The organism is Nocardia sp. NPDC088792 (assembly GCF_044750615.1).
Classification (GTDB): domain Bacteria; phylum Actinomycetota; class Actinomycetes; order Mycobacteriales; family Mycobacteriaceae; genus Nocardia.
Genome location: NZ_JBIVKC010000003.1, coordinates 1 through 18,283 on the forward strand (window position 1 = coordinate 1; position 18,283 = coordinate 18,283).

General features: G+C 66.5%; 18 protein-coding genes. 12 read left to right on the forward strand and 6 right to left on the reverse strand.

Annotation, left to right across the window (positions count from 1 at the left end; genetic code table 11):
- Both ACIP5Y_RS17890 and ACIP5Y_RS17895 read left to right on the forward strand, forming a co-directional pair.
- The coding region (locus ACIP5Y_RS17890; RefSeq protein ID WP_400351315.1) for an MCE family protein at nt 1–605 on the forward strand (605 nt) is incomplete at its 5' end.
- Between the two features lie 118 nt (nt 606–723).
- Complete coding sequence (locus tag ACIP5Y_RS17895; protein WP_400351316.1) at nt 724–1,101, forward strand: hypothetical protein; 378 nt, start codon at nt 724–726, stop codon at nt 1,099–1,101.
- 86 nt (nt 1,102–1,187) lie between these two features.
- On the opposite strand, the gene ACIP5Y_RS17900 is transcribed toward ACIP5Y_RS17895, so the two are convergent.
- The 3 genes from ACIP5Y_RS17900 to ACIP5Y_RS17910 form a co-directional block, all read right to left on the reverse strand.
- Nucleotides 1,188–2,309, reverse strand: coding sequence for a CaiB/BaiF CoA transferase family protein (locus ACIP5Y_RS17900; protein WP_400351317.1), 1,122 nt, complete (start codon nt 2,307–2,309; stop codon nt 1,188–1,190).
- Nucleotides 2,310–2,319: 10 nt separating this feature from the next.
- Entirely contained in the window at nt 2,320–3,444 is a 1,125-nt protein-coding gene (locus ACIP5Y_RS17905) for an acyl-CoA dehydrogenase family protein (protein WP_400353792.1), read from the reverse strand.
- Nucleotides 3,445–3,565: 121 nt separating this feature from the next.
- Nucleotides 3,566–4,600, reverse strand: coding sequence for an AraC family transcriptional regulator (locus ACIP5Y_RS17910; protein WP_400351318.1), 1,035 nt, complete (start codon nt 4,598–4,600; stop codon nt 3,566–3,568).
- A gap of 130 nt (nt 4,601–4,730) precedes the next feature.
- Between ACIP5Y_RS17910 and ACIP5Y_RS17915 the strand changes: the two genes are divergently transcribed.
- From ACIP5Y_RS17915 to ACIP5Y_RS17945, 7 genes are read left to right on the forward strand one after another with little or no spacing between them, the layout of a single operon-like run.
- Nucleotides 4,731–5,624, forward strand: coding sequence for a MaoC/PaaZ C-terminal domain-containing protein (locus ACIP5Y_RS17915; RefSeq protein ID WP_400351319.1), 894 nt, complete (start codon nt 4,731–4,733; stop codon nt 5,622–5,624).
- 25 nt (nt 5,625–5,649) lie between these two features.
- Entirely contained in the window at nt 5,650–6,861 is a 1,212-nt protein-coding gene (locus ACIP5Y_RS17920) for a lipid-transfer protein (RefSeq protein ID WP_400351320.1), read from the forward strand.
- A 38-nt stretch (nt 6,862–6,899) separates the two neighbouring features.
- A complete protein-coding gene (locus ACIP5Y_RS17925; RefSeq protein WP_400351321.1) occupies nt 6,900–7,334 on the forward strand; it encodes an SRPBCC family protein in 435 nt (144 codons plus the stop codon).
- Nucleotides 7,335–7,366: 32 nt separating this feature from the next.
- The gene (locus ACIP5Y_RS17930; protein WP_400351322.1) at nt 7,367–8,254 is read left to right on the forward strand and encodes an SDR family oxidoreductase; all 888 of its coding nucleotides are present in this window, start codon (nt 7,367–7,369) and stop codon (nt 8,252–8,254) included.
- Nucleotides 8,254–9,117 carry an alpha/beta fold hydrolase gene (locus ACIP5Y_RS17935; protein WP_400351323.1) on the forward strand — a complete coding sequence of 288 codons (864 nt, stop codon included), beginning with the start codon at nt 8,254–8,256 and terminating at the stop codon, nt 9,115–9,117. Before ACIP5Y_RS17930 ends, ACIP5Y_RS17935 begins: the two co-directional genes overlap by 1 nt.
- 57 nt (nt 9,118–9,174) lie before the next feature.
- Nucleotides 9,175–10,017 carry an SDR family oxidoreductase gene (locus ACIP5Y_RS17940; RefSeq protein ID WP_400351324.1) on the forward strand — a complete coding sequence of 281 codons (843 nt, stop codon included), beginning with the start codon at nt 9,175–9,177 and terminating at the stop codon, nt 10,015–10,017.
- A 44-nt stretch (nt 10,018–10,061) separates the two neighbouring features.
- On the forward strand, nt 10,062–11,849 hold the full coding sequence (locus tag ACIP5Y_RS17945; RefSeq protein ID WP_400351325.1) for an AMP-dependent synthetase/ligase: 1,788 nt from the start codon (nt 10,062–10,064) through the stop codon (nt 11,847–11,849).
- A gap of 13 nt (nt 11,850–11,862) precedes the next feature.
- Here ACIP5Y_RS17945 and mdlC read toward each other — a convergent pair whose 3' ends face one another.
- On the reverse strand, nt 11,863–13,479 hold the full coding sequence (gene mdlC / locus ACIP5Y_RS17950) for a benzoylformate decarboxylase (RefSeq protein ID WP_400351326.1): 1,617 nt from the start codon (nt 13,477–13,479) through the stop codon (nt 11,863–11,865).
- Between the two features lie 300 nt (nt 13,480–13,779).
- Here mdlC and ACIP5Y_RS17955 point away from each other — a divergent pair, with 300 nt between their 5' ends.
- Together ACIP5Y_RS17955 and ACIP5Y_RS17960 are read left to right on the forward strand one after the other, a co-directional pair.
- Nucleotides 13,780–14,856: a DUF4073 domain-containing protein gene (locus tag ACIP5Y_RS17955; RefSeq protein ID WP_400351327.1), complete on the forward strand. Its 1,077-nt coding sequence runs from the start codon at nt 13,780–13,782 to the stop codon at nt 14,854–14,856.
- Nucleotides 14,857–15,099: 243 nt separating this feature from the next.
- Nucleotides 15,100–15,798 carry a hypothetical protein gene (locus tag ACIP5Y_RS17960; RefSeq protein WP_400351328.1) on the forward strand — a complete coding sequence of 233 codons (699 nt, stop codon included), beginning with the start codon at nt 15,100–15,102 and terminating at the stop codon, nt 15,796–15,798.
- On the opposite strand, the gene ACIP5Y_RS17965 is transcribed toward ACIP5Y_RS17960, so the two are convergent.
- On the reverse strand, nt 15,785–16,936 hold the full coding sequence (locus tag ACIP5Y_RS17965) for a serine hydrolase domain-containing protein (protein WP_400351329.1): 1,152 nt from the start codon (nt 16,934–16,936) through the stop codon (nt 15,785–15,787). The two genes, ACIP5Y_RS17960 and ACIP5Y_RS17965, sit on opposite strands and share 14 nt — an antisense overlap.
- Before the next feature lie 100 nt (nt 16,937–17,036).
- Here ACIP5Y_RS17965 and ACIP5Y_RS17970 point away from each other — a divergent pair, with 100 nt between their 5' ends.
- Nucleotides 17,037–17,618 (forward strand): TetR/AcrR family transcriptional regulator, encoded by a 582-nt coding sequence (locus ACIP5Y_RS17970; RefSeq protein ID WP_400351330.1) that lies wholly within the window; start codon nt 17,037–17,039, stop codon nt 17,616–17,618.
- Between the two features lie 34 nt (nt 17,619–17,652).
- Here ACIP5Y_RS17970 and ACIP5Y_RS17975 read toward each other — a convergent pair whose 3' ends face one another.
- Entirely contained in the window at nt 17,653–18,246 is a 594-nt protein-coding gene (locus ACIP5Y_RS17975) for a TetR/AcrR family transcriptional regulator C-terminal ligand-binding domain-containing protein (RefSeq protein ID WP_400351331.1), read from the reverse strand.
- Nucleotides 18,247–18,283: the final 37 nt, after the last annotated feature.

An 18,283-nucleotide genomic window follows, 5' to 3' on the forward strand; every position in this document is an offset into this window, starting at 1 on the left:
ACGGTTTCCAGCCGTTGTTCCAGGTGTTGTCTCCGGAGCAGGTGAACAACCTGTCGAGCACGTTCATCGAGGCGTTGCAGGGCGATAATGTGTCGCTGAGCGCGTTCATCACCCAGGCCGCCGCGCTGGCCAACGACTTCCAGCGCCGTGACGGGATCATCTCCGATGTCATCACGAATCTGTCGGGGGTGATGAGTGGGCTGGCCAAGCGTGGTGACGAGCTGGAGACGCTGGTGACGCAGACTCGTGCGTTGATCGGCGGGCTCTACGATCAGGGCCAGTCGTTGCAGGCGTCCACGGTCCAGATCGCTACTGCCACCGATTCGCTGGTGAGCATGCTCGCGCAGATCCAGCCGAAACTGTCGGTGGCGCAGAACTCGACGCGTGATGCGTTGACCCTGCTGATCGCGAACGGTTCCAAGCTGGACCAGGCCGCCGTCGACCTGCCCGGCATCCTCGCCGACGTGGGTAAGTTCACCCAGAATGGCGCCTACGCCAACGGGTATCTGTGCAGCCTCGACGTCTCCCTGTACGGTGTTCTCTTGCCGCGGGGTCTGTTCGATCAGATCGGCGGCAACGCCCACTCCGCCGTATGCCGGCCATGAGCACCGAATCAGGACAGTGCTCTGCTGGGGATTGCTCTTCACCGGGCTGACCCGGATGATTCGTATCCTTCGCACAGGCCAACCGGATCGGTTCCGGCCACGCCCGATCCTGCCGCGTGTGCAGACCGTCGTCGTCGAGGTCGTCGCGCATACGCGAATGAACAAGTTCCGGACCTTCGCCTACCGCCCGGCGGAGGAGATTCTCGCGCTCGCGACCGTGATCGGGATCGGGATCGTGGTGCTGATAGCGATCCGCCAGTTGAATCATCCACGCCGTCCCGCGCGCCTGCCCGTTTCTCGAGCCCAGTGGTACCTCAGCGTGAAATCCTCTCGGTGTTTGTCACGACCAGGTGCCACTCGGCCGCGGCTTCTGGGAGGATCGGGTGCTGTGGTGGACCGAGGGTGGCTGCGTATTCTCGGCGGCGGTCATGCGGGGTTGCCTGATTTGGCGGCCACGAACGAGGTGGGTGAACCTGGTGGTGGCCGTGGGTTTTGACGGTTCGCCGTAGCTGTCCGACAGCCGAACTCACCGCCCTGCACCTCGACACCGCCGCGCGGTTGAACACCTGACGGCAGCGACCTTCAGCTGCTGATGCGTGAGATCGCTTCGTTTTGCACTCCCCAGGCGGAGAGCAGTTTTCGGATCTGCCCGGAATCTTTCTCCAAGGGCGCCGGGGTGGCGGCCGGAGTGCGGGTGAAGCGGGGTGCGGGGGCGGGCTGGCGGATGCCGTCGATTTCTATGAAGGCGTTGCGGGCCCGATTGTGGGGATGTTCGTGGGCCTCCCAGGGGCTGAGGACGGGGCTCACGCAGGCGTCGGAGTCGGCGAAAAGGGTGGCCCATTCATCGCGGGGGCGTTCCTTGAACTTCGCGGCGAGAACTTCCTTCAAGCGAGGCCAGCCGGTGGGGTCGAGTTGGAAGGGCAGCTCCGGGTCGTCGATCTCGAGGATGGCGAGAAGCTCGGCGTAGAACTGCATTTCGACGCAGCCGACAGCGACGTACCTGCCGTCGGCGCATTCGTAGGTGTCGTAGAAGGCGGCCCCGCCGTCGAGCGCGTTCTCTCCGCGCGGGGCATTCCACAGGCCGACCTGATGCATGCCGTGCATGAAGGCGGTGAACAGGGCGGAGCCGTCGACCATGGCCGCGTCCACCACCTGGCCCCGGCCGGACTGTGCCCGTTCGTACAGTGCGGAGATCACGCCGAGCGCCAAAAGCATTCCGCCACCGGCGAAGTCGCCGATGATATTGCCCGGGGGCACGGGGCGTTCCCCGGCGCGGCCGATGAGGTCGAGGGCGCCGGACAGGGCGATGTAGTTGATGTCGTGCCCGGCGCGGGGTGCGAGGGGGCCGTCCTGGCCCCAGCCGGTCATGCGGCCGTAGATCAGGCGCGGATTACGGGCGGCCAGCTCCTGCGGGCCGATGCCGAGACGCTCGGCGACACCGGGCCGATAGCCTTCGACGAAGACATCGGCCTGTTCGATGAGCGCGTAAAGGGTTTCGCGGTCGGCGGGGTCTTTGACGTTCAATGCGACGGTGTATTTGCCGCGGTCCAGTGGGCCGTCGGGCGGGGTGAGGCCCGGCCCGGGTGCGCCGCCGCGATCGACGCGCAATACCTGTGCGCCGAGGTCGGCGAGGATCATGCAGCCGAAAGGGGCGGGTGCGAGCCCGGCCATCTCGACGACCTTGACGCCCTGCAGTGGTCCCATTCCGCTTCTCCTACAGGCTCTTCGCGATGATGGTCTTCATGATCTCGTTGGTGCCGCCGTACACCTTCTGGATGCGGGCGTCGGTGTAGATCCGCGAGATCGGATACTCCTGCATGTAGCCGTAGCCGCCGAACAGTTGCAGGCATTCGTCGGCCACCTTGCACTGCTGTTCGGTGAGCCACCATTTGGCCTTGGCGGCGGTGGGGACATCGAGTTCGCCGCGCAGGTGCTTGGCGATGCAGTCGTCGAGGAAGCTCCACGCGATCGACTTGACCGTGTCGGCCTCGGCGAGCACGAATTGGGTGTTCTGGAATTTGAAGATGGCCCGGCCGAAGGCTTCGCGCTCCTTGGTATAGGCGAGGGTGACTTCGACGGTCTTCTCGATGGCCGCCGCGGCGCTGATCGCGAGGAACAGCCGTTCCTGCGGCAGTTGCTGCATGAGCTGCAGGAAGCCGAGTCCTTCGACGGCGCCGATCAGGTTGGTGTGCGGCACTCTCACCTCGTCGAAGAACAGTTCACACGTGTCCTGCCCGTGCTGACCGATCTTCGCCAGGTTCCGGCCGCGGCGGAATCCGGCCCGATCGGTTTCGACCGCGATCAGCGAAACACTGTCGGCGCCACGGCCGTTCGGGTCGGTCTTGGCAGCGACGATCACAAGGTCGGCATTGTGCCCGTTGGAGATGAAGGTCTTCGCGCCGCTGACAACGTACTCGTCGCCCTCCTTGATCGCCTTGGTCTTGATCGACTGCAGATCGGACCCGGTCCCCGGCTCGGTCATGGCGATCGCCGAAATGACCTCGCCGGACGCCATTTTCGGCAGCCAGGCTCGCTTCTGCTCCTCGGTGCCGTAGGAGTCGATGTAGTGGGCGATGATGCCGCTGTGCAGTAGGCCGCCGAAGCTGGGCGCCAGCGCGCGGACCTGCTCGATCGCCACGGTCGCCTCGTGCGCGAAGCTGCCGCCCCCGCCGCCGTATTCCTCCGGGATGCTCAGGCACAGCAGCCCCAGTTCGCCTGCCCGCAGCCAGGTTTCGCGGTCGACGTACTGTTGCCGGCCCCAGCGTTCCTCGTTCGGGGCGCATTCCTTCTCGAAGAACTGGCGCGCGAGATCGCGCAGCGCGTCCAGATCCTCGTCCATCCACGGCGATCGGTGCAGGGCCACGACTGAACTCCTCTGTTCTTATCGGCTCTGCTGTGACGCTAAGTCGGCATGCGGGCCGCGCCAATGACCCGGCCGCTCGCCCGCTTGACCGGACCGCTCAATCCGTGACCGGAGCCCCCGGCCGGTGCTGATACGACCCGGGCGGACTGCCGGTCCAGCGGCGGAAGGCGCGGGAGAAGGCGCTGGGCTCGGAGAAGCCGAGCCGGCGCGAGAGCGCGGCAACTGTCTCCTCGCCACGAACCAGGCTCGAGATGGCCGCATCCCGCAGGATCTGTTCGCGGATCTCGCGCGGTGTGGTGTTCTCTTCCTGGAGTCGGCGGCGCAGGGTTTGCGGGCTCATCAAAAGTTCCCGCGCGATGTCGTCGACGCTGGGCCAACCGTCGGTGAGCCCGCGTTCGAGAATCCGCCGCACCTGAGCGGCCAGCGATACCGAGTAGTCACGGATGCCGATAACGCCCGCGGGGGCGCTGCGCAGGAACACCATCAGATCGTCCTCGGTGCGCACGATCGGCGCGTCGAGCTGTGCGCCGTCGAAGATCAGCGCCGGCCTCGGCGCCGAAAAGGTCACGGGCGCCCCGAATATGACGTCGTAGTCGTCGAATTCGGGGTTCTGCGGGTGGGGCAGCTCCACACCTCGCAGCGGTATGCGCCTGCCGATGGTCCAGTCCAGAAAACGGTGGCTGATGGTCAGCATGGTGTCGATCAGCGTCTCGACCGGCTGCGCGATCCCGCTGATATCGAAGGTCAGCCGCGCTTCGCCCGCCGCTTCGGTGAGGACGATGGGCGGGAATCCGGGCAACGACCGCTGGAAGCTCTCGAACCGCCGGATGGCCGCGCCGAGCGTCGGCGCGCTGATCAGCCCGAAACACACCAGCCGGAAGGTGCCGCGCGGCACGGGCACGAGCCCGAGTCCCAGCAGTTCGTCGTCGGTGGTCCGCCACAGTCGCTGCACCAGCTCGGCGGCCTGTTCCCAGGTGACGCGAGAACGCCCCTCCGGCAGCAGGACCGGGGAGATGCCCGCCTCCGACAGCAGGCCTGCCACATCCCAGCCGCGGTGCGCGGCCAGCTCGACCAAGGCCCGCACGCGCGCGATGGGCAGGGTGTTTCGAGCATCGGCAGGGGACGGGGACACGAGCCCGACCGTATCAACCGAATCCGGCCTGCGGCCGGATCGGTGAGCGTTTCGGTCAATCCGCGGAGAGGTTCGGTCATCGCCGCGGCCGGGCCGTGCTCCCTACCGTCGAAGCAGTCACTGCCCGACGATGCGCACAGGAGACACAGCCGTGGCCGACAACGAGGGATACAACCTCGACCGTCTCGATGTTTGGGGCGAGGAGCAGCAATTCAAGGTCGATGCCGAGCGGACCGTCGCGTACGCCGAAGCCACCAACGACCCCATCGCCCAGCATCTGGACGGCACCTATGCGCCGCCGGTGTTCGCGGTGGTCCCGGCGATGGTGCTGATGGCCGACGCCACCATGTCGGTGGTGCCGGATGAGCTGATGCTGCGAATCCTGCACGGCGAGCACGACTTCCGGCTGCACCGGCCGATCGAGCCGGGGGAGACGCTGACGGTGCGGGCCAAGCCGATCGGCGTCGAGGGCAAGTCCTCCGGCGTCGTGGTGACCACCTTGATGGAGACCCGCAGCGACCGTGGCGATCTGGTCAACGAGCAGTACTTCATCGGGTTCTTCCGGGGCGGGCAGTTCGAGGGATCCGCCGGCGTCGCCAGCCCGGATCACGCTTTCGACGAGTCGCTGCGCGCTCGCGAGGCGGATTTCACCGCCGTGCAGCGGTTCGACGCGGACCAGACGTTCCGTTACGCCGAGCCTGCCGGGGATCCGATGCCGATCCACCTCGACGACGAGTTCGCTCGCGCAATGGGGTTGCCCGGCATCATCATTCACGGTCTGTGCACGATCGCGTTCACCTCGCACGCACTGCTCACCAGGATCAGCCCGAGGGATCCCGCGCGGCTGAAGCGGCTCGCGGTGCGCTTGACCAAGCCCGGTCTGCCGCAGGAGACCATCACCACCAGTGCCTGGAGCAGGGGCCTGATCGGCGACCGGGAGGTCTTCGCCTTCGAAACCGCCGGAGACGAGAAGCCCGGCAAATTCCTCATCACCGACGGCCTGGCCGAATTCGGAACCGTCTGAGCCGCAGAGACTTTCAGGAGTGATCATGTCCAACAGGGTGTTCGTCGTCGGCGTCGGCATGACGAAGTTCGAGAAGCCGGGCCGCCGCGAAGGCTGGGACTACCCGGCCATGGCCAAGGAGTCCGGCACCAAGGCGCTCGCCGACGCCGGTATCGAGTACGGCGCGGTGCAGGAGGCTGCCGCGGGCTACTGCTACGGCGATTCCACCAGCGGTCAGCGTGCGATCTACGAGCTGGGCCTGACCGGCATCCCGATCGTGAACGTGAACAACAACTGTTCCACCGGTTCCACCGCGCTCTACCTCGCGGCACGTGCCATCCGCGGCGGCTTCGCCGACTGCTCGCTGGCCATCGGCTTCGAGAAGATGCAGTCCGGTTCGCTGGAATCACAGTGGAGCGACCGGGAACAGCCGCTCATGAACCACATTCAGGCATTGGCCGAGCTGCAGGAGTTCGCGATGCCGGTGGCACCGTGGATGTTCGGCGCAGCGGGTGTCGAACACATGCAGAAGTACGGTTCCACCCCCGAGCACTACGCCAAGATCGCCGAGAAGAACCACCGGCACTCGGCGAACAACCCGTACGCGCAGTTCCAGGACGTCTACACCCTTGACGAGGTACGCAGCGCGAAAATGGTGTACGAGCCGCTGCAGTTGACGCGACTGATGTGCTCACCCACCTCCGACGGCTCGGCTGCCGCCGTGCTGGCGAGCGAACGGTTCGTCGAGGAGCACGGACTCGGTGAGCGCGCCGTCGAGATCGTGGGCCAGGCTGTGGTCACGGATCTGGAGTCCACCTTCGCCGCCGAGACCGCCCGCGCGCTGGTTGGTGTCGACATGACCGCCGCCGCGGCGCGAATGGTGTACGAGCAGGCCGGAATCGGGCCCGAGGACGTCGACGTCATCGAACTGCACGACTGCTTCGCGCCCAACGAGCTGCTCACCTACGAGGCCCTGGGCCTGGCGGCCGAGGGCGAGGGCCACAAGCTCATCGACAACGGCGACACCACCTACGGCGGTCGCTGGGTGGTCAACCCCTCCGGCGGCCTCATCTCCAAGGGCCACCCGCTCGGCGCGACCGGTCTCGCGCAGTGCGCCGAGATGACCTGGCAGCTGCGCGGCGACGCCGATCAGCGCCAGGTGGCCTCGGCGGCGACTGAATCCGGTGTCGCACTGGCACACAACATCGGCCTCGGTGGCGCATCGTTCGTGACCGCCTACCGACCCGCCAACCGCTGAAACACAGTCCTTCGGCACCTACAAACAGGAGTGATCTCATGGCAAAGGCCAACGCGTCCAAGGAATTCCCCGTCTCACAGGACAAGCTGTGGGCGGTGATCTCCGATCCGCGCCGCTTCGAGGAGTGGCTGACCGTGCACACCAAGTGGAAGTCGGAGCCGCCGGCCCAGCTGTCGCAGGGCGCCACCATGGCCGAGGTGCTGACGATCATGGGCATGGCCAACACCATCGACTTCACCGTCGAGCAGTACGACGCTCCGAACAGCACCAAGTTCTCCGGCACCGGCATGGCCGGCGCGAAGATCAGCTTCACCCTCTCCGTCGCGGCGCACGGCGCCGACGCGTCCGTGGCCACCATCGACGCCGAGTTCATCAGCCAGATGATGGTCGGGGCCATCGGCGGTGCGATCGAGCGCGCCTCCACCAAGGAGCTCGACGCCTCGCTGGACAAGCTCGCCGCGCTCGTCGGCTGAGTCACTTCACTTTCCCGTACACGGAGGAACACATGGGTTCAATGGAGAACCGCGTCGCTGTCGTCACCGGCGCCGGTCGCGGCATCGGCCGGGAGCACGCGCTGCTGTTCGCCCGCGAAGGCGCGAGCGTGGTCGTCAACGATCTCGGCGGCAGCAATGAGGGCAAAGGCACGGATGCCGGTCCTGCACAGCAGGTCGTGAACGAGATCCGCGCGGCCGGTGGCAAGGCCGTGGCCAACACCGACAATATCGCCACCTGGGCGGGCGCGAAGGGCCTTGTCGATCAGGCGATCTCGGAATTCGGCGGACTCGATATCGTGGTCAACAACGCGGGCATCCTGCGCGACGGCTTCGTCGCGAGCATGGATGAGGCGCAATGGGATTCGGTCATCGCGGTGCACCTCAAGGGTCACTTCTCGGTGCTGCATCACGCCGCCGCCTATTGGAAGGATCAGACCAAGGCGGGCAAGCAGGTCAATGCCGCGGTGATCAATACCGCGTCCGCGTCGGGCACCTTCATGCCGAACCCGGGACAGGCCAACTACGGTGCGGCCAAGGCGGGGATCGCCGCACTCACCGAGGTCGCCGCGGCCGAACTGGAGCGCTACGGCGTGCGCGTGAATGCCATTGCGCCCGTGGCCCGCACCCGCCTCACCCTCGCTACCCCCGGCATGGGCGCGATCTTCGCCGAAGAGGTGCCCGAGGGTGAGTTCGACGCCTTCAGCCCCGCCAATATCGCCCCCGTCGTCGCCTACCTGGCGAGTGCGGACTGCCCGCTCACCGGCAAGGTGCTGGCGGTGCAGGGTGGCGCGGTGTCACTGCTGCGGGGCTGGACCACCAAGGACACCGTCGAGACCGACGGTCCCTGGCTGCTGGACAAGCTGCCCGGACAGCTGGACCACTGGGCCAAGGCGGAGTAGTGATCGGCGAACGGCGTGCGACCTACGCCGGATATCGCACGCGAGAGCTGTACGTCGAGGGCACAGGGCCGAAACTGGTGCTGGTGCACGGTTTCGGCCACCCCGCGCCCTCCTGGGGACCGGTGCTGGCCGAGTGCGAACGGACCGGTCAGCCGGCGGTCGCCGTCGATCTACCCGGCCTGGGTGAGGCGGACCCGCTCACCGCGGGCCCGCAGCTGCCGCAGCTGGTGCGGTTCCTGGCGGCCGTGGTGACCGCGCAGGGGGCGGCCACCCCGGTTGTCCTGGTGGGGAATTCGCTCGGCGCGGCCACCTGCGTGCGAATGCTCGACACCATCACCGGACTGCCCGTGGGTGGCCTGGTGGCGCTCGACACTGCCACCGATCAATGGACATTGCTCGTGAAGATTGCATTGGCCGGGCACGGCAAGCCATTGGCCGCATTGGCCGGGCTGCCCGTCCCGCGCCTGGCGCACCGCCGCACCGCGGCTCGGGCGGCGGGCAAACTTCTCTACGGGCGGCCGCGGATGGCCGATCTGGCGATGGTGAACCTGCTGCTCGAGCAGTTCGGGTCGCCGCAGCACCGCCGCGAATTGGTCTCGACCGGCGGGCGATACGCCTCCGAGGTGGCGGCGGTGGCCACGGTGCGCAATATCGGCTGCCCCACGATCGTGGTGCACGGCACGCGCGATCGCCTTGTCACCGTCGCGGGCAGCCGCAACCTCGCCGCGGCGGTGCCGGGCAGCCGGCTGGTGGTGCTGGAGGGTATCGGCCACTGTCCGCAACTCGAGGTACCCGATCGGATCACGGCGCTGGCCCGGCAACTCGCGCGGGGGATAGCGGTCGGGCATCACGAAACAGCGTGAAGAACAACAGAATCCAGCGGAGCCCGAATCGGCGCCGCGGCTAGCGAGAGTTGGGCAATGACAGAGAGTGCGGCCGCGGTGCGCGGCAAGATCATCGCGATCACCGGTGCGGCTCGCGGCATCGGGCTGGCGACCGCGACCACACTGCACGGTCTCGGCGCGCGGGTCGCCATCGGCGATATCGACGAGCAGGCGGTGCGGGACGCCGGGAAGTCCCTCGGGCTCGAGGTATGCGCGAAACTCGATGTGACCGACCCGAAGTCGTTCGAGTCCTTCCTGGAGGAGGTGGAGACGCGGCTCGGGCCGATCGATGTACTGGTGAACAATGCCGGGATCATGCCGGTAGGCCGGATCGCCGATGAACCGGATGCCGTCACGCGCCGCATCCTCGACATCAACACCTACGGCGTCATCGTCGGCACGAAACTGGCGGTACAGCGCATGCTGCCGCGCGGACGCGGCCACGTCATCAATGTGTCCTCGCTGGCGGGGGAGACCTACACTCCGGGCCTGGCCACCTACTGCGCCAGCAAGTACGCGGTGGTCGGCTTCACCGAGGCCGTGCGGGTCGAACATCGCGCCGCCGGTCTGGACTTCTCCCTCATGATGCCATCGTTCGTGAACACCGAACTGACCGCGGGCACCAAGGGCATCAAGGGTTTCCGCAATGTCGAGCCCGAGGACATCGCCGCCGGCATCGTCTCACTCATCCTGAATCCGCGACCCAAGCTGCGGGTCAGCCGGGTGGTCGGAACCCTCGTCGCGGCACAGAAATTCATGCCGCGCGTGATCGGCGAGACGCTGACCCGGCTCCTGGGCGGTGAGCACGTCTTCACCGACGACGTCGATCCCGTCCGGCGTCGCGCCTACGAAAACCGCGCCCGCGGCCTCGGCAACTGAATCACCCTGCACAAGAACACCGTTCGAAGACGAGGACGCCAGGAATGACGAATCGGTCCACAGTCGCTCAGCCCGCCACCATGTGCGCGGCATTCCAGGAAACGGTGCGCCGCCACCCGGACAAGGTGGCGTTGCGCACCAGCGATGACGCGATCACCGTCACCTGGCGTCAGTACTCGGATAGGGTGCGGTCCCTCGCCGCGGCCCTGGCCGGACTCGGCGTGAGCCGCGGCGACACGGTGGCGATCATGCTCACCAATCGGCCCGAATTCCACCTGTGCGACACCGCGATCCTGCATCTCGGGGCGACCCCGTTCTCGATGTACAACACCAACCCCGCCGAAATGCTCGCCTATCTCTTCGAGAACGCGGGCAATCGGGTGGTGATCTGTGAACGGCAGTTTCTGCCCGTGATACTGGCCGCCCGCGAGCTGGGCGGCAAGGTCGAGCATGTGGTGTGCGTCGACGGCCCGACCGAGGGGGCGCTCGGGCTCGACGAGGTGGTGGCAGCGCCCGCCGAAGAATTCGACTTCGACGCGGCCTGGCAGGCGGTCGGCCCGGACGACCTGCTGACCATCGTCTACACCTCCGGAACCACCGGCCCGCCGAAAGGGGTCGAGCTCACCCACCGCAACTTCATCGAAAATGCCCGCATCGTAGCCGAATTCGGCGGTATCGGAACCGATGACCGGGCCATCTCGTACCTGCCCGACGCACACGCCGCCAACCGCTGGTTCGCCCACTACGGCGGCATGCTGTTCGGTGTACAGATCACCACGGTCGCGGATACGAAAACGATCCTGGATGCGCTGACCGAGGTCCGCCCGACCTTCTTCCTCGGCGTGCCGCGAGTCTGGGTGAAGCTGAAAGCCGCCATCGAAACCGCCCTCGACGCGGAGCCCAGCGTGCTCCGAAAGCGACTGGTGTGGTGGGCGATCGGGGTAGGACGGGCGCGGGCCCGCGCGCAGTCCGCGGGCAATCCGTCCGGAACACTGGATTCGGTGCGGTACGCCGTCGCCGACCGGTTGGTGCTGTCGCGGATCCGCGCGAAGCTGGGCCTGGATCGCCTGCGCGTCGGTGTCACCGGCGCCGCCCCGATCCCACCGGAAGTGCACGAATTCGTACTGGGACTGGGCCTTCCGCTGTGTGAGGGCTGGGGCATGAGCGAATGCACCGCCGCCATCACCATCGCCCGGCCCGCACGCATCAAGCTCGGTACCGTCGGCACCCCGGTGCCCGGCGCCGAAATCCGCATCGCCGACGACGGCGAGGTGCTGGCCCGCGGCCCGATGGTCATGCGCGGCTACCGCAATGATCCCGAGAAGACCGCGGAGACAATCGATTCCGACGGCTGGCTGCATACCGGCGATATCGGCGAGATCGACGCCGAGGGCTACCTGAAGATCGTCGACCGCAAGAAGGAAATCATCATCAACGCGGCCGGTAAGAACATGTCGCCGACCAATATCGAAAACGCCGTGGCCGCCAACAGCCCCCTGGTCGGCACCGCCATCGTCATCGGCGACCAGCGCCCCTACAACGTCGCGCTGATATGCCTGGACCCCGACGCCGCCGCAGCCTTCGCGTCGAAACACGCCCTCCCCGACGCCACCCTCGCCGCCCTGTCCCGCAATTCCCGAATCGTCGAGGCGATCCAGTCCGGCATCGACGCCGCCAACGCGAAACTCTCACGCGTGGAACAGATCAAGAAGTTCGCGATCCTCACCGAAGCCTGGGAACTCGGCAGCCCCCACCTCACTCCCACCGGCAAACTCAAGCGCAAACCGATCGCCACCGACTACGCGGCGACCATCGACGCACTGTATCGCTAGCGTTCCCCCCGCCTTACAGAGGTCCGACGCCGCGTAGCGCCTCGACATGAACGTCCAGCAGGAATGGGCCGGGGTCGGCCATGGCGTCCTGCAGCATGTCGCCGAGCACCTTCGGGTCATCCGCGGTCAGCGCGGGGACGCCCAAACCGGCTGCCAGAGCTGGGAAGTCGATGCGGGGGAGGTCCAGGCTGCGCTGGATGGCGTCGGGGAATCGGGGGATCCCGAACAAGTTGGCGAAGGATTTCATCGCGCCGTACTCGCCGTTGTTCATGACGATCACGGTCAATGGCGCTTGCTGCTGTGCCGCTGTCCAGAGGGCCTGGATGGAGTACATCATCGATCCGTCGCCCATCAGGGCGACCGTTTTGCGGCTCGTATCCGCCAGCGCGCCACCGACACTCGCGGGGAGCGCCCAGCCCAGGCCGCCGCTGAAGGCGTTGAAATACAGGCCGGGGGACTCGACGCGGAACTGATCGCGGATCGCCGCGCGAAACGATGGAACCTCTTCGAACACAGGCGAATCCAGCGGCACCATCTCACGAATGACCTTCATGACGTACGTGCCCGCCATACGTCCACCGGCGGTGGCCTGCGCCGGCTCCGCCCGTTTCGCCGGGGCCGCACGGCGGGTGGCGGGCAGGGCGTCGAGGAGTGCGCGAATCGCATTGCCCGCCGTGGCGATCAGGCTCTGGCCGACCGGGGCGGAGAAGGCGTGCTCCGGATTCTCCGTCACGTGCAGGACCGTGGTGCCCTCCGGCAGGTAGGGCCCGTCGGTATAGATGTGATAGGTGAAGACCTGCGCGCCGATCACCAGCGCCACATCGTGACCACGCAGCGCGGCGACCACCTCGTCCTTGGCTGCGGCCAGGAATCCTTGGAACAGCGGATGTCGTTCGGGGAAGTTGCATCGCGACGACCACGGCGCCTCGAACACTCCGGCATTCAACTTCTCCGCCAGTCGCACCGCCTCCGCGCCCGCAGCGTCGCGATCGACCTCCTGACCCAGGATCAGGACCGGATTCTCCGCCGCGGCAAGCACTTCGGCGAACCGGGCGATACTTGCCGGGTCCGCGCCCAGTCCCGTCACCACCGTGTGTGCGGGCACCGGATCCGCGGGCTGTTCCCAGTCGTCGCTGGGGATGGTCACCAGCGCGGGCCCGCACGGCGCGGTCAGGGCGGTCGCGCAGGCGCGGGCGATGGCGCCGGGCACGTCCGCGGCGCGCGCGGGCATATCGGCCCATTTCACGTACGGCTTGGGAAACTCGGTGGGATAGATCTGCCCCAGATACGGATCGACCGGCAGCAGCGCACGGGTCTGATTACCCGCCGTCACCACCAGCGGCGACTGATTGCGCCACGCCGTCATAATGCTCGCCATCGCATTGCCGATACCGGCCGCCGAGTGCAGATTGGCGAATCCCGGTGTCCCCGAGACGATCCCGAACCCCTCCGCCATCGCGACGGCGCTCGCCTCCTGCAACGCCAGCACGTAGTCGATGTCGTCGGGCCAATACCGGAACCAGGCCATCTCCGTGGACCCAGGATTGCCGAACATACGCGTCACGCCATAGCGGCGCATGACCTCGAACGTCTCCTCCGCAACCGAACGAACCGCATCCGCTGTGGCCATAGAGCCACTCAACAACAAGTCTGTAGTCGATGCTTCGTGATCGGACTTTTCGTTATGTGTTTGCCGAGCTGATTCCTTCCAGTGTCTACCCGCCCGTACCGGGCCGGTACTTGTAAGTATCGCTGCGGTAAGGGGCAGTTCATGCGGTGGAACAGTGTGTGAACTCGGTGCGGTGGGCCTGGTGGTGAAACGCTTCCATATGGAACGGTCTAGACCGTGAGAACGGGCCGTTCCCGGTGCCGGGGACGGGTGGGCTGGTGAGGGGGCCGGGGCTTCCTCGCTCTACTGGAAGAGACACGAATGCACTTGGGGCGGAGAAGGTTTCTGACCGGCGCTGCGGCGGCTGCCGCAGCGGTCGCGCTGCCCGCGGCGATGCGTATGCCGCTGGCGCTGGCGGCGGAATCGGAGATCGTCAGGTTCAATGTGATCAGCGATATCCAGGGCGACCTGGGTGATCTGAAGAGTGCGTTCGCGGATATGGCCGATATCAATCCCGGCAGTGCCGGGCTGGCCATCGCCGGGGATATCACCCCGCGGGGCTTCGACTCCGAATATGCCTCGGTGGCAAAGGTGTTCGCGAACAACTCGCACGCGGACACGGTGGCCTGGGCGATCGGCAATCATGAGTTCTATGTGCCGAAGTGGAAAGACGAGAACACGCTGGCACAGGACACCTGGCCCAACGGCGTCACCGAAGACTCGTTGTTCCGGAGCTTCTACAACTTCGCCGGACGCAACACCATCTATGCCGAGACACTGTTCGGCGGTATTCCGGTGCTGTCCATCGGCACAGAGCGCTACCAGCACTACTACGACAAGAACCTGTGGGACGAGGTGTGGATCAGCGAGGCGCAGTTCAACTGGCTGGCCGACCGGCTGAGCTACTGGTCGGGCAGGCGCAAACCGATCATGGTGATCAGCCACCACCCGCTGCCCGACTCGGTATCCGGCTCGAATACCAACCGATACAACAAGGACTACACCCAGATCGACCGGCTACTGGGCCTGCTCGGGAAATACCCCGACCTGTTCTTCTTCAGCGGCCACACGCACTGGGACCTGGGCCTGCCGGACTGGATCGCCACCAAAGTGGTGCCGGGCGCCGGCAATGCCAAGGGGTTCACCACGATCAACACCGGCTGCATCCAAACCGGTTACACCACCGACGGTCACGGCGATGAGCAGGAAGTCGGCCCACAGGTCAACCAAGGCCTGCAGATCGAGGTGAGCGACTCCGCAGTGACTATCAAGGCCCGCGACTTCGCTGCCCGAAGATGGTTGCAGTCCAAGACCGTCCCACTGCAAGGCGGTGGAGGCACCGGTTCTTCGAGCGGCTCGGGCCCCTTCGGATGGCTCGGATCCGGCAGCGCGCAATAGGCGGCTCGTTGGGTGCCAGTGCTGCCAGGCCGGTCGCGAACAGCACTCCGATGACGGTGCAGGCTGAGACTTCCGATGGCCGAAAAGGGGGTGGGGGTGCCGTGTGCCCGGAACGAGACGGTGGGGCGGGAAGTCGGGCCCTTCGTGACTTGCGACCCGTTGACCCGGAAAGCCGTGTCGTAACGGCGTCGACGCCGATTTCGTCCGTACTGTCGCACTTTGGTCGAGGAGAGGGGACGGTGGATGTTCGAACGGGCTTTACAGAAGTCGGCCGAGTTGGTGCTCCGCGGCGGTGCCGGGGTGCAACTGCCATTGGCCTCGCGGTATGTGAACCGGTTGCGGCGGCTGCACCCGGACCGGACGCCGGAGGACATCGCGCAGGGCCTGGAGACGCGCTACAAGGTCTTCGTCACGCTCAGTGGCACTGTCGCGGGTCTGAGTGCCGCGGTGCCCGGCGTGGGTACCTTGATCGGGTTGGCGGTCAGCGGTGTCGAATCCGTCGTCTTCCTGGAGGCGTCCGCGCTGTACGCGGTCTCGGTCGGCAGCGTGCACGGCATGCAGTCGATGTCGCCGAAACGTCGCCGCGCCCTGGTGGTGGGTGTGGTGCTCGGTGAGAGTGGCGCGGAGATGCTGGGGAAGAACGCGAGTCAGTCCGCTCGCGATTGGGCGTCCGCGGTGGCCGACCACCTGCCGATCGTCCGCAATATCGACAATGCCATGGCGAAGCGCTTCATCGTCCAATTCATTGTCCGGCGTGGTGTTCTCATGTTCGGCAAGACGCTGCCCGCCGGTATCGGCGCGGTGATCGGCGCCGCCGGCAACCGGGCCCTGGCCAATTCCGTGATCACCAACTCGCACAACATCTTCGGCCCGACCCCGGCCACCTGGGCGGATGTCGACCACCCGGAGCCGGTGGTCGAACCTGCTACTACGAAGGCGTGATCGCGGCGTAGAGGGCGGGGATCAGCAACTCGCAATCCCGGCCGGGTCCGGCGGGGAACGGGAAGCGGCGCCGGGTGTAGCCGAAGGCGATCCCATTACGCGGGTCCGCGAATGCCTGCTGGCCGCCCGCGCCGCTGTGCCCGAACGAGCCCTGCCCCAGCACCGGGTAGTACTCCGAGGTGGCGTGGAAGCCGGGTGTGAACGCCTTCTGGGACCGGTTGACGAGGTCGTAGCCGATCGAATGGATCTGCCCCACAGCGTCGATGGTGTCCTGGTCGAGCAGTGGCGCGAGACCGTTCATCGAATCGATTGCGGCCGCGTACATCCGGGCCAGGCCGTCCCCGGAGGCCACTCCACCGAGGGATGCTGGCCCCTGCCTGCGGATCACTTCCAGGTTCGGTAGCTCCCATACCTGCGGGCCGTGTGGATTGTTGCGGTTGAAGGCGATGCCGGACAAGCTGTTCGGGCCCGTTGCCTGCGCTGTCGCTACGGCCTGCATGTCGGGGGTCATGATCACCGGAAGTGTGGGCACGAAGCGGGATTCCTGATCGTCGGCCAACCCGAAATGGAAGTCCACGCCGTAGGGTTCGCCTATCAACTTGGCGAACAGGCTCTGGATGCTCTGCCCGGTGGCGCGTCGCACCACCTCGCCACTGAGTGCCGCCATGACCAGCGCGTGGTAGCCGAAGGCGCTGCCCGGCCGCCAATACGGTCGCTGCGCGCCGAGGCGTTCGGCGATGGCTCGGTCATCGGCGAGTTCCTCGAGGGTGAATCCGGTGTCGGCGCCGACCAATCCGGCTCGGTGCGCCAGCAGCTCGCGCAGCAGGATGTCCTGCTTGCCGTGCACGGCGAACTCCGGCCAGTAGTAGGCGACCGGCCGATCCAGATCCAGTACGCCGTCTTGTGCGAGCCGGGCCACGACCAGGTGTGCGGCCCCCTTGCTCGCGGAGTACGCGCCCAGCAGTGAGGTGCCGGTGATCGCCGGGCCGGTCCAGAGATCCACCACACGTTCGCCGTGCCGATAGGCGACCATCTGTGCCGCGTAGTCGGCGCCTTCGCTCGTCGCGATTGCGGCGAAAACGTCTCGTACGGACTCGAATCCGGCGGCCACGGTGCCCTGGGGTGTGTTGTCGATCATTGCTTCGTCCTTTCGGGGTTCCGCTGTTCTGCGCTCATGGGCAGCGTAGCGCTATTAGTAACCATTGGCCACTAATTGGGGTGTTCGTATAGTCGTCACCATGTCTGAAGCCGCCGCAACCCGACGAGGCCCTGGTCGTCCCGCGCAGATCAGCCGGGAACGAATCCTGGAGGCCGCCATCTCGTCCGGGAATCTGGACACGCTGACCATGCGCGAACTGGCGGCGCGGCTCACGGTCACCCACGGCGCGCTCTATCGCTGGGTGAAGAACCGCGAGGAACTGATCGATCTCATCAGTGATGTTGTCGTGGAACGGATTCTGCCCGCGGACGGCCCGGACGCGCAGTCCTGGCGCCCGTGGCTCGCGCGCCTCGGCTGGGCCATGCACGACCAGTTCCTCGCACTGCCCGGCTATGCCACCCATCTCTCACGCCCGCACCGCCACAATGCGGGAGCTTTCGAGCGGCTACAGGCGGCGATCACCGGCGCCTTCGAGGCGGCCGGTGTCGAACCGGAGCCGGCCGAGCAGAGCTACTACATCTTCATCACGTCGGTCATCGCCTGGCTGGCGATGCAGGACGGCAACCTGCACTTCAGCGGCAATGCCCCGCGTTTCGAGCTGTTCCTCGACGCCTTGCTACGGGGTTTGCCCGCGCGCGAGCCTGGCGCTGAAAGGCCTTGAGAAGGAATCGGATTCAGGATCCGGGCATCGACTTCTAGGGCCGGACGAGCGGCAGGAAGATGGTGTCGACGATGTCCTCGATGTCCTCGTCCGCCATCGGCTGCAGCGTCATGAAGAGATGGTGCCGTAGCAGGTCCACGGGCAGGCTCCGCAGCAGCGGGGTGAGTTTGGCGGGGTCGATCTCGCCGCGTTCGACGGCCGCCGACATGATGTCGTCGAGGACCGTGTGCTGGCCGATGAGTGAGATTTCGCGCAGGTCGGCGATGGTTTTGCCGGTCTCCTGGTAGTAGCCGCCGAGTTGCACGCCCATGACGGTCGCGAGGTCGCGGCGGGAGTTGTTGAGTTCGCGCAGTAGGGCGATGAGGTCGCCGCGCAGGCTCCCGGTCTGCGGTGTGGTGACCGGTCGCATCCGGCTGGCGTGGGTGATGGTGTCGTGCAGCAGGTCGTGGCGGGTGGCCCAGCGGCGGGCGAGGACCGGGCGGCTGGTGCCGGCGCGACCGGCGACGGCTTCGAGGGTGAATCCGGCGTAGCCGTGCTCGCGCAGGACGGCCCATGCGGCGGCGAGCAGCGCCTCTTCCAGTGCCGCGCCGCGGCGGCGTTGAGCCGGTTGGGCCTCTTTAGGATGCACTTGCGCATCTTATCAGGCGGACGTACGCTCATCTCCA

Coding starts and splice junctions, on each gene's coding strand:
- ACIP5Y_RS17900 (WP_400351317.1), bottom strand. CDS start 2,309: ATGGGACCACTGCAGGGCGTCAAGGTCGTCGAGATGGCCGGGCTCGCA.
- ACIP5Y_RS17905 (WP_400353792.1), bottom strand. CDS start 3,444: ATGGACGAGGATCTGGACGCGCTGCGCGATCTCGCGCGCCAGTTCTTC.
- ACIP5Y_RS17915 (WP_400351319.1), top strand. CDS start 4,731: ATGCGCACAGGAGACACAGCCGTGGCCGACAACGAGGGATACAACCTC.
- ACIP5Y_RS17920 (WP_400351320.1), top strand. CDS start 5,650: ATGTCCAACAGGGTGTTCGTCGTCGGCGTCGGCATGACGAAGTTCGAG.
- ACIP5Y_RS17925 (WP_400351321.1), top strand. CDS start 6,900: ATGGCAAAGGCCAACGCGTCCAAGGAATTCCCCGTCTCACAGGACAAG.
- ACIP5Y_RS17930 (WP_400351322.1), top strand. CDS start 7,367: ATGGGTTCAATGGAGAACCGCGTCGCTGTCGTCACCGGCGCCGGTCGC.
- ACIP5Y_RS17940 (WP_400351324.1), top strand. CDS start 9,175: ATGACAGAGAGTGCGGCCGCGGTGCGCGGCAAGATCATCGCGATCACC.
- ACIP5Y_RS17945 (WP_400351325.1), top strand. CDS start 10,062: ATGACGAATCGGTCCACAGTCGCTCAGCCCGCCACCATGTGCGCGGCA.
- mdlC (WP_400351326.1), bottom strand. CDS start 13,479: ATGGCCACAGCGGATGCGGTTCGTTCGGTTGCGGAGGAGACGTTCGAG.
- ACIP5Y_RS17955 (WP_400351327.1), top strand. CDS start 13,780: ATGCACTTGGGGCGGAGAAGGTTTCTGACCGGCGCTGCGGCGGCTGCC.
- ACIP5Y_RS17960 (WP_400351328.1), top strand. CDS start 15,100: ATGTTCGAACGGGCTTTACAGAAGTCGGCCGAGTTGGTGCTCCGCGGC.
- ACIP5Y_RS17965 (WP_400351329.1), bottom strand. CDS start 16,936: ATGATCGACAACACACCCCAGGGCACCGTGGCCGCCGGATTCGAGTCC.
- ACIP5Y_RS17970 (WP_400351330.1), top strand. CDS start 17,037: ATGTCTGAAGCCGCCGCAACCCGACGAGGCCCTGGTCGTCCCGCGCAG.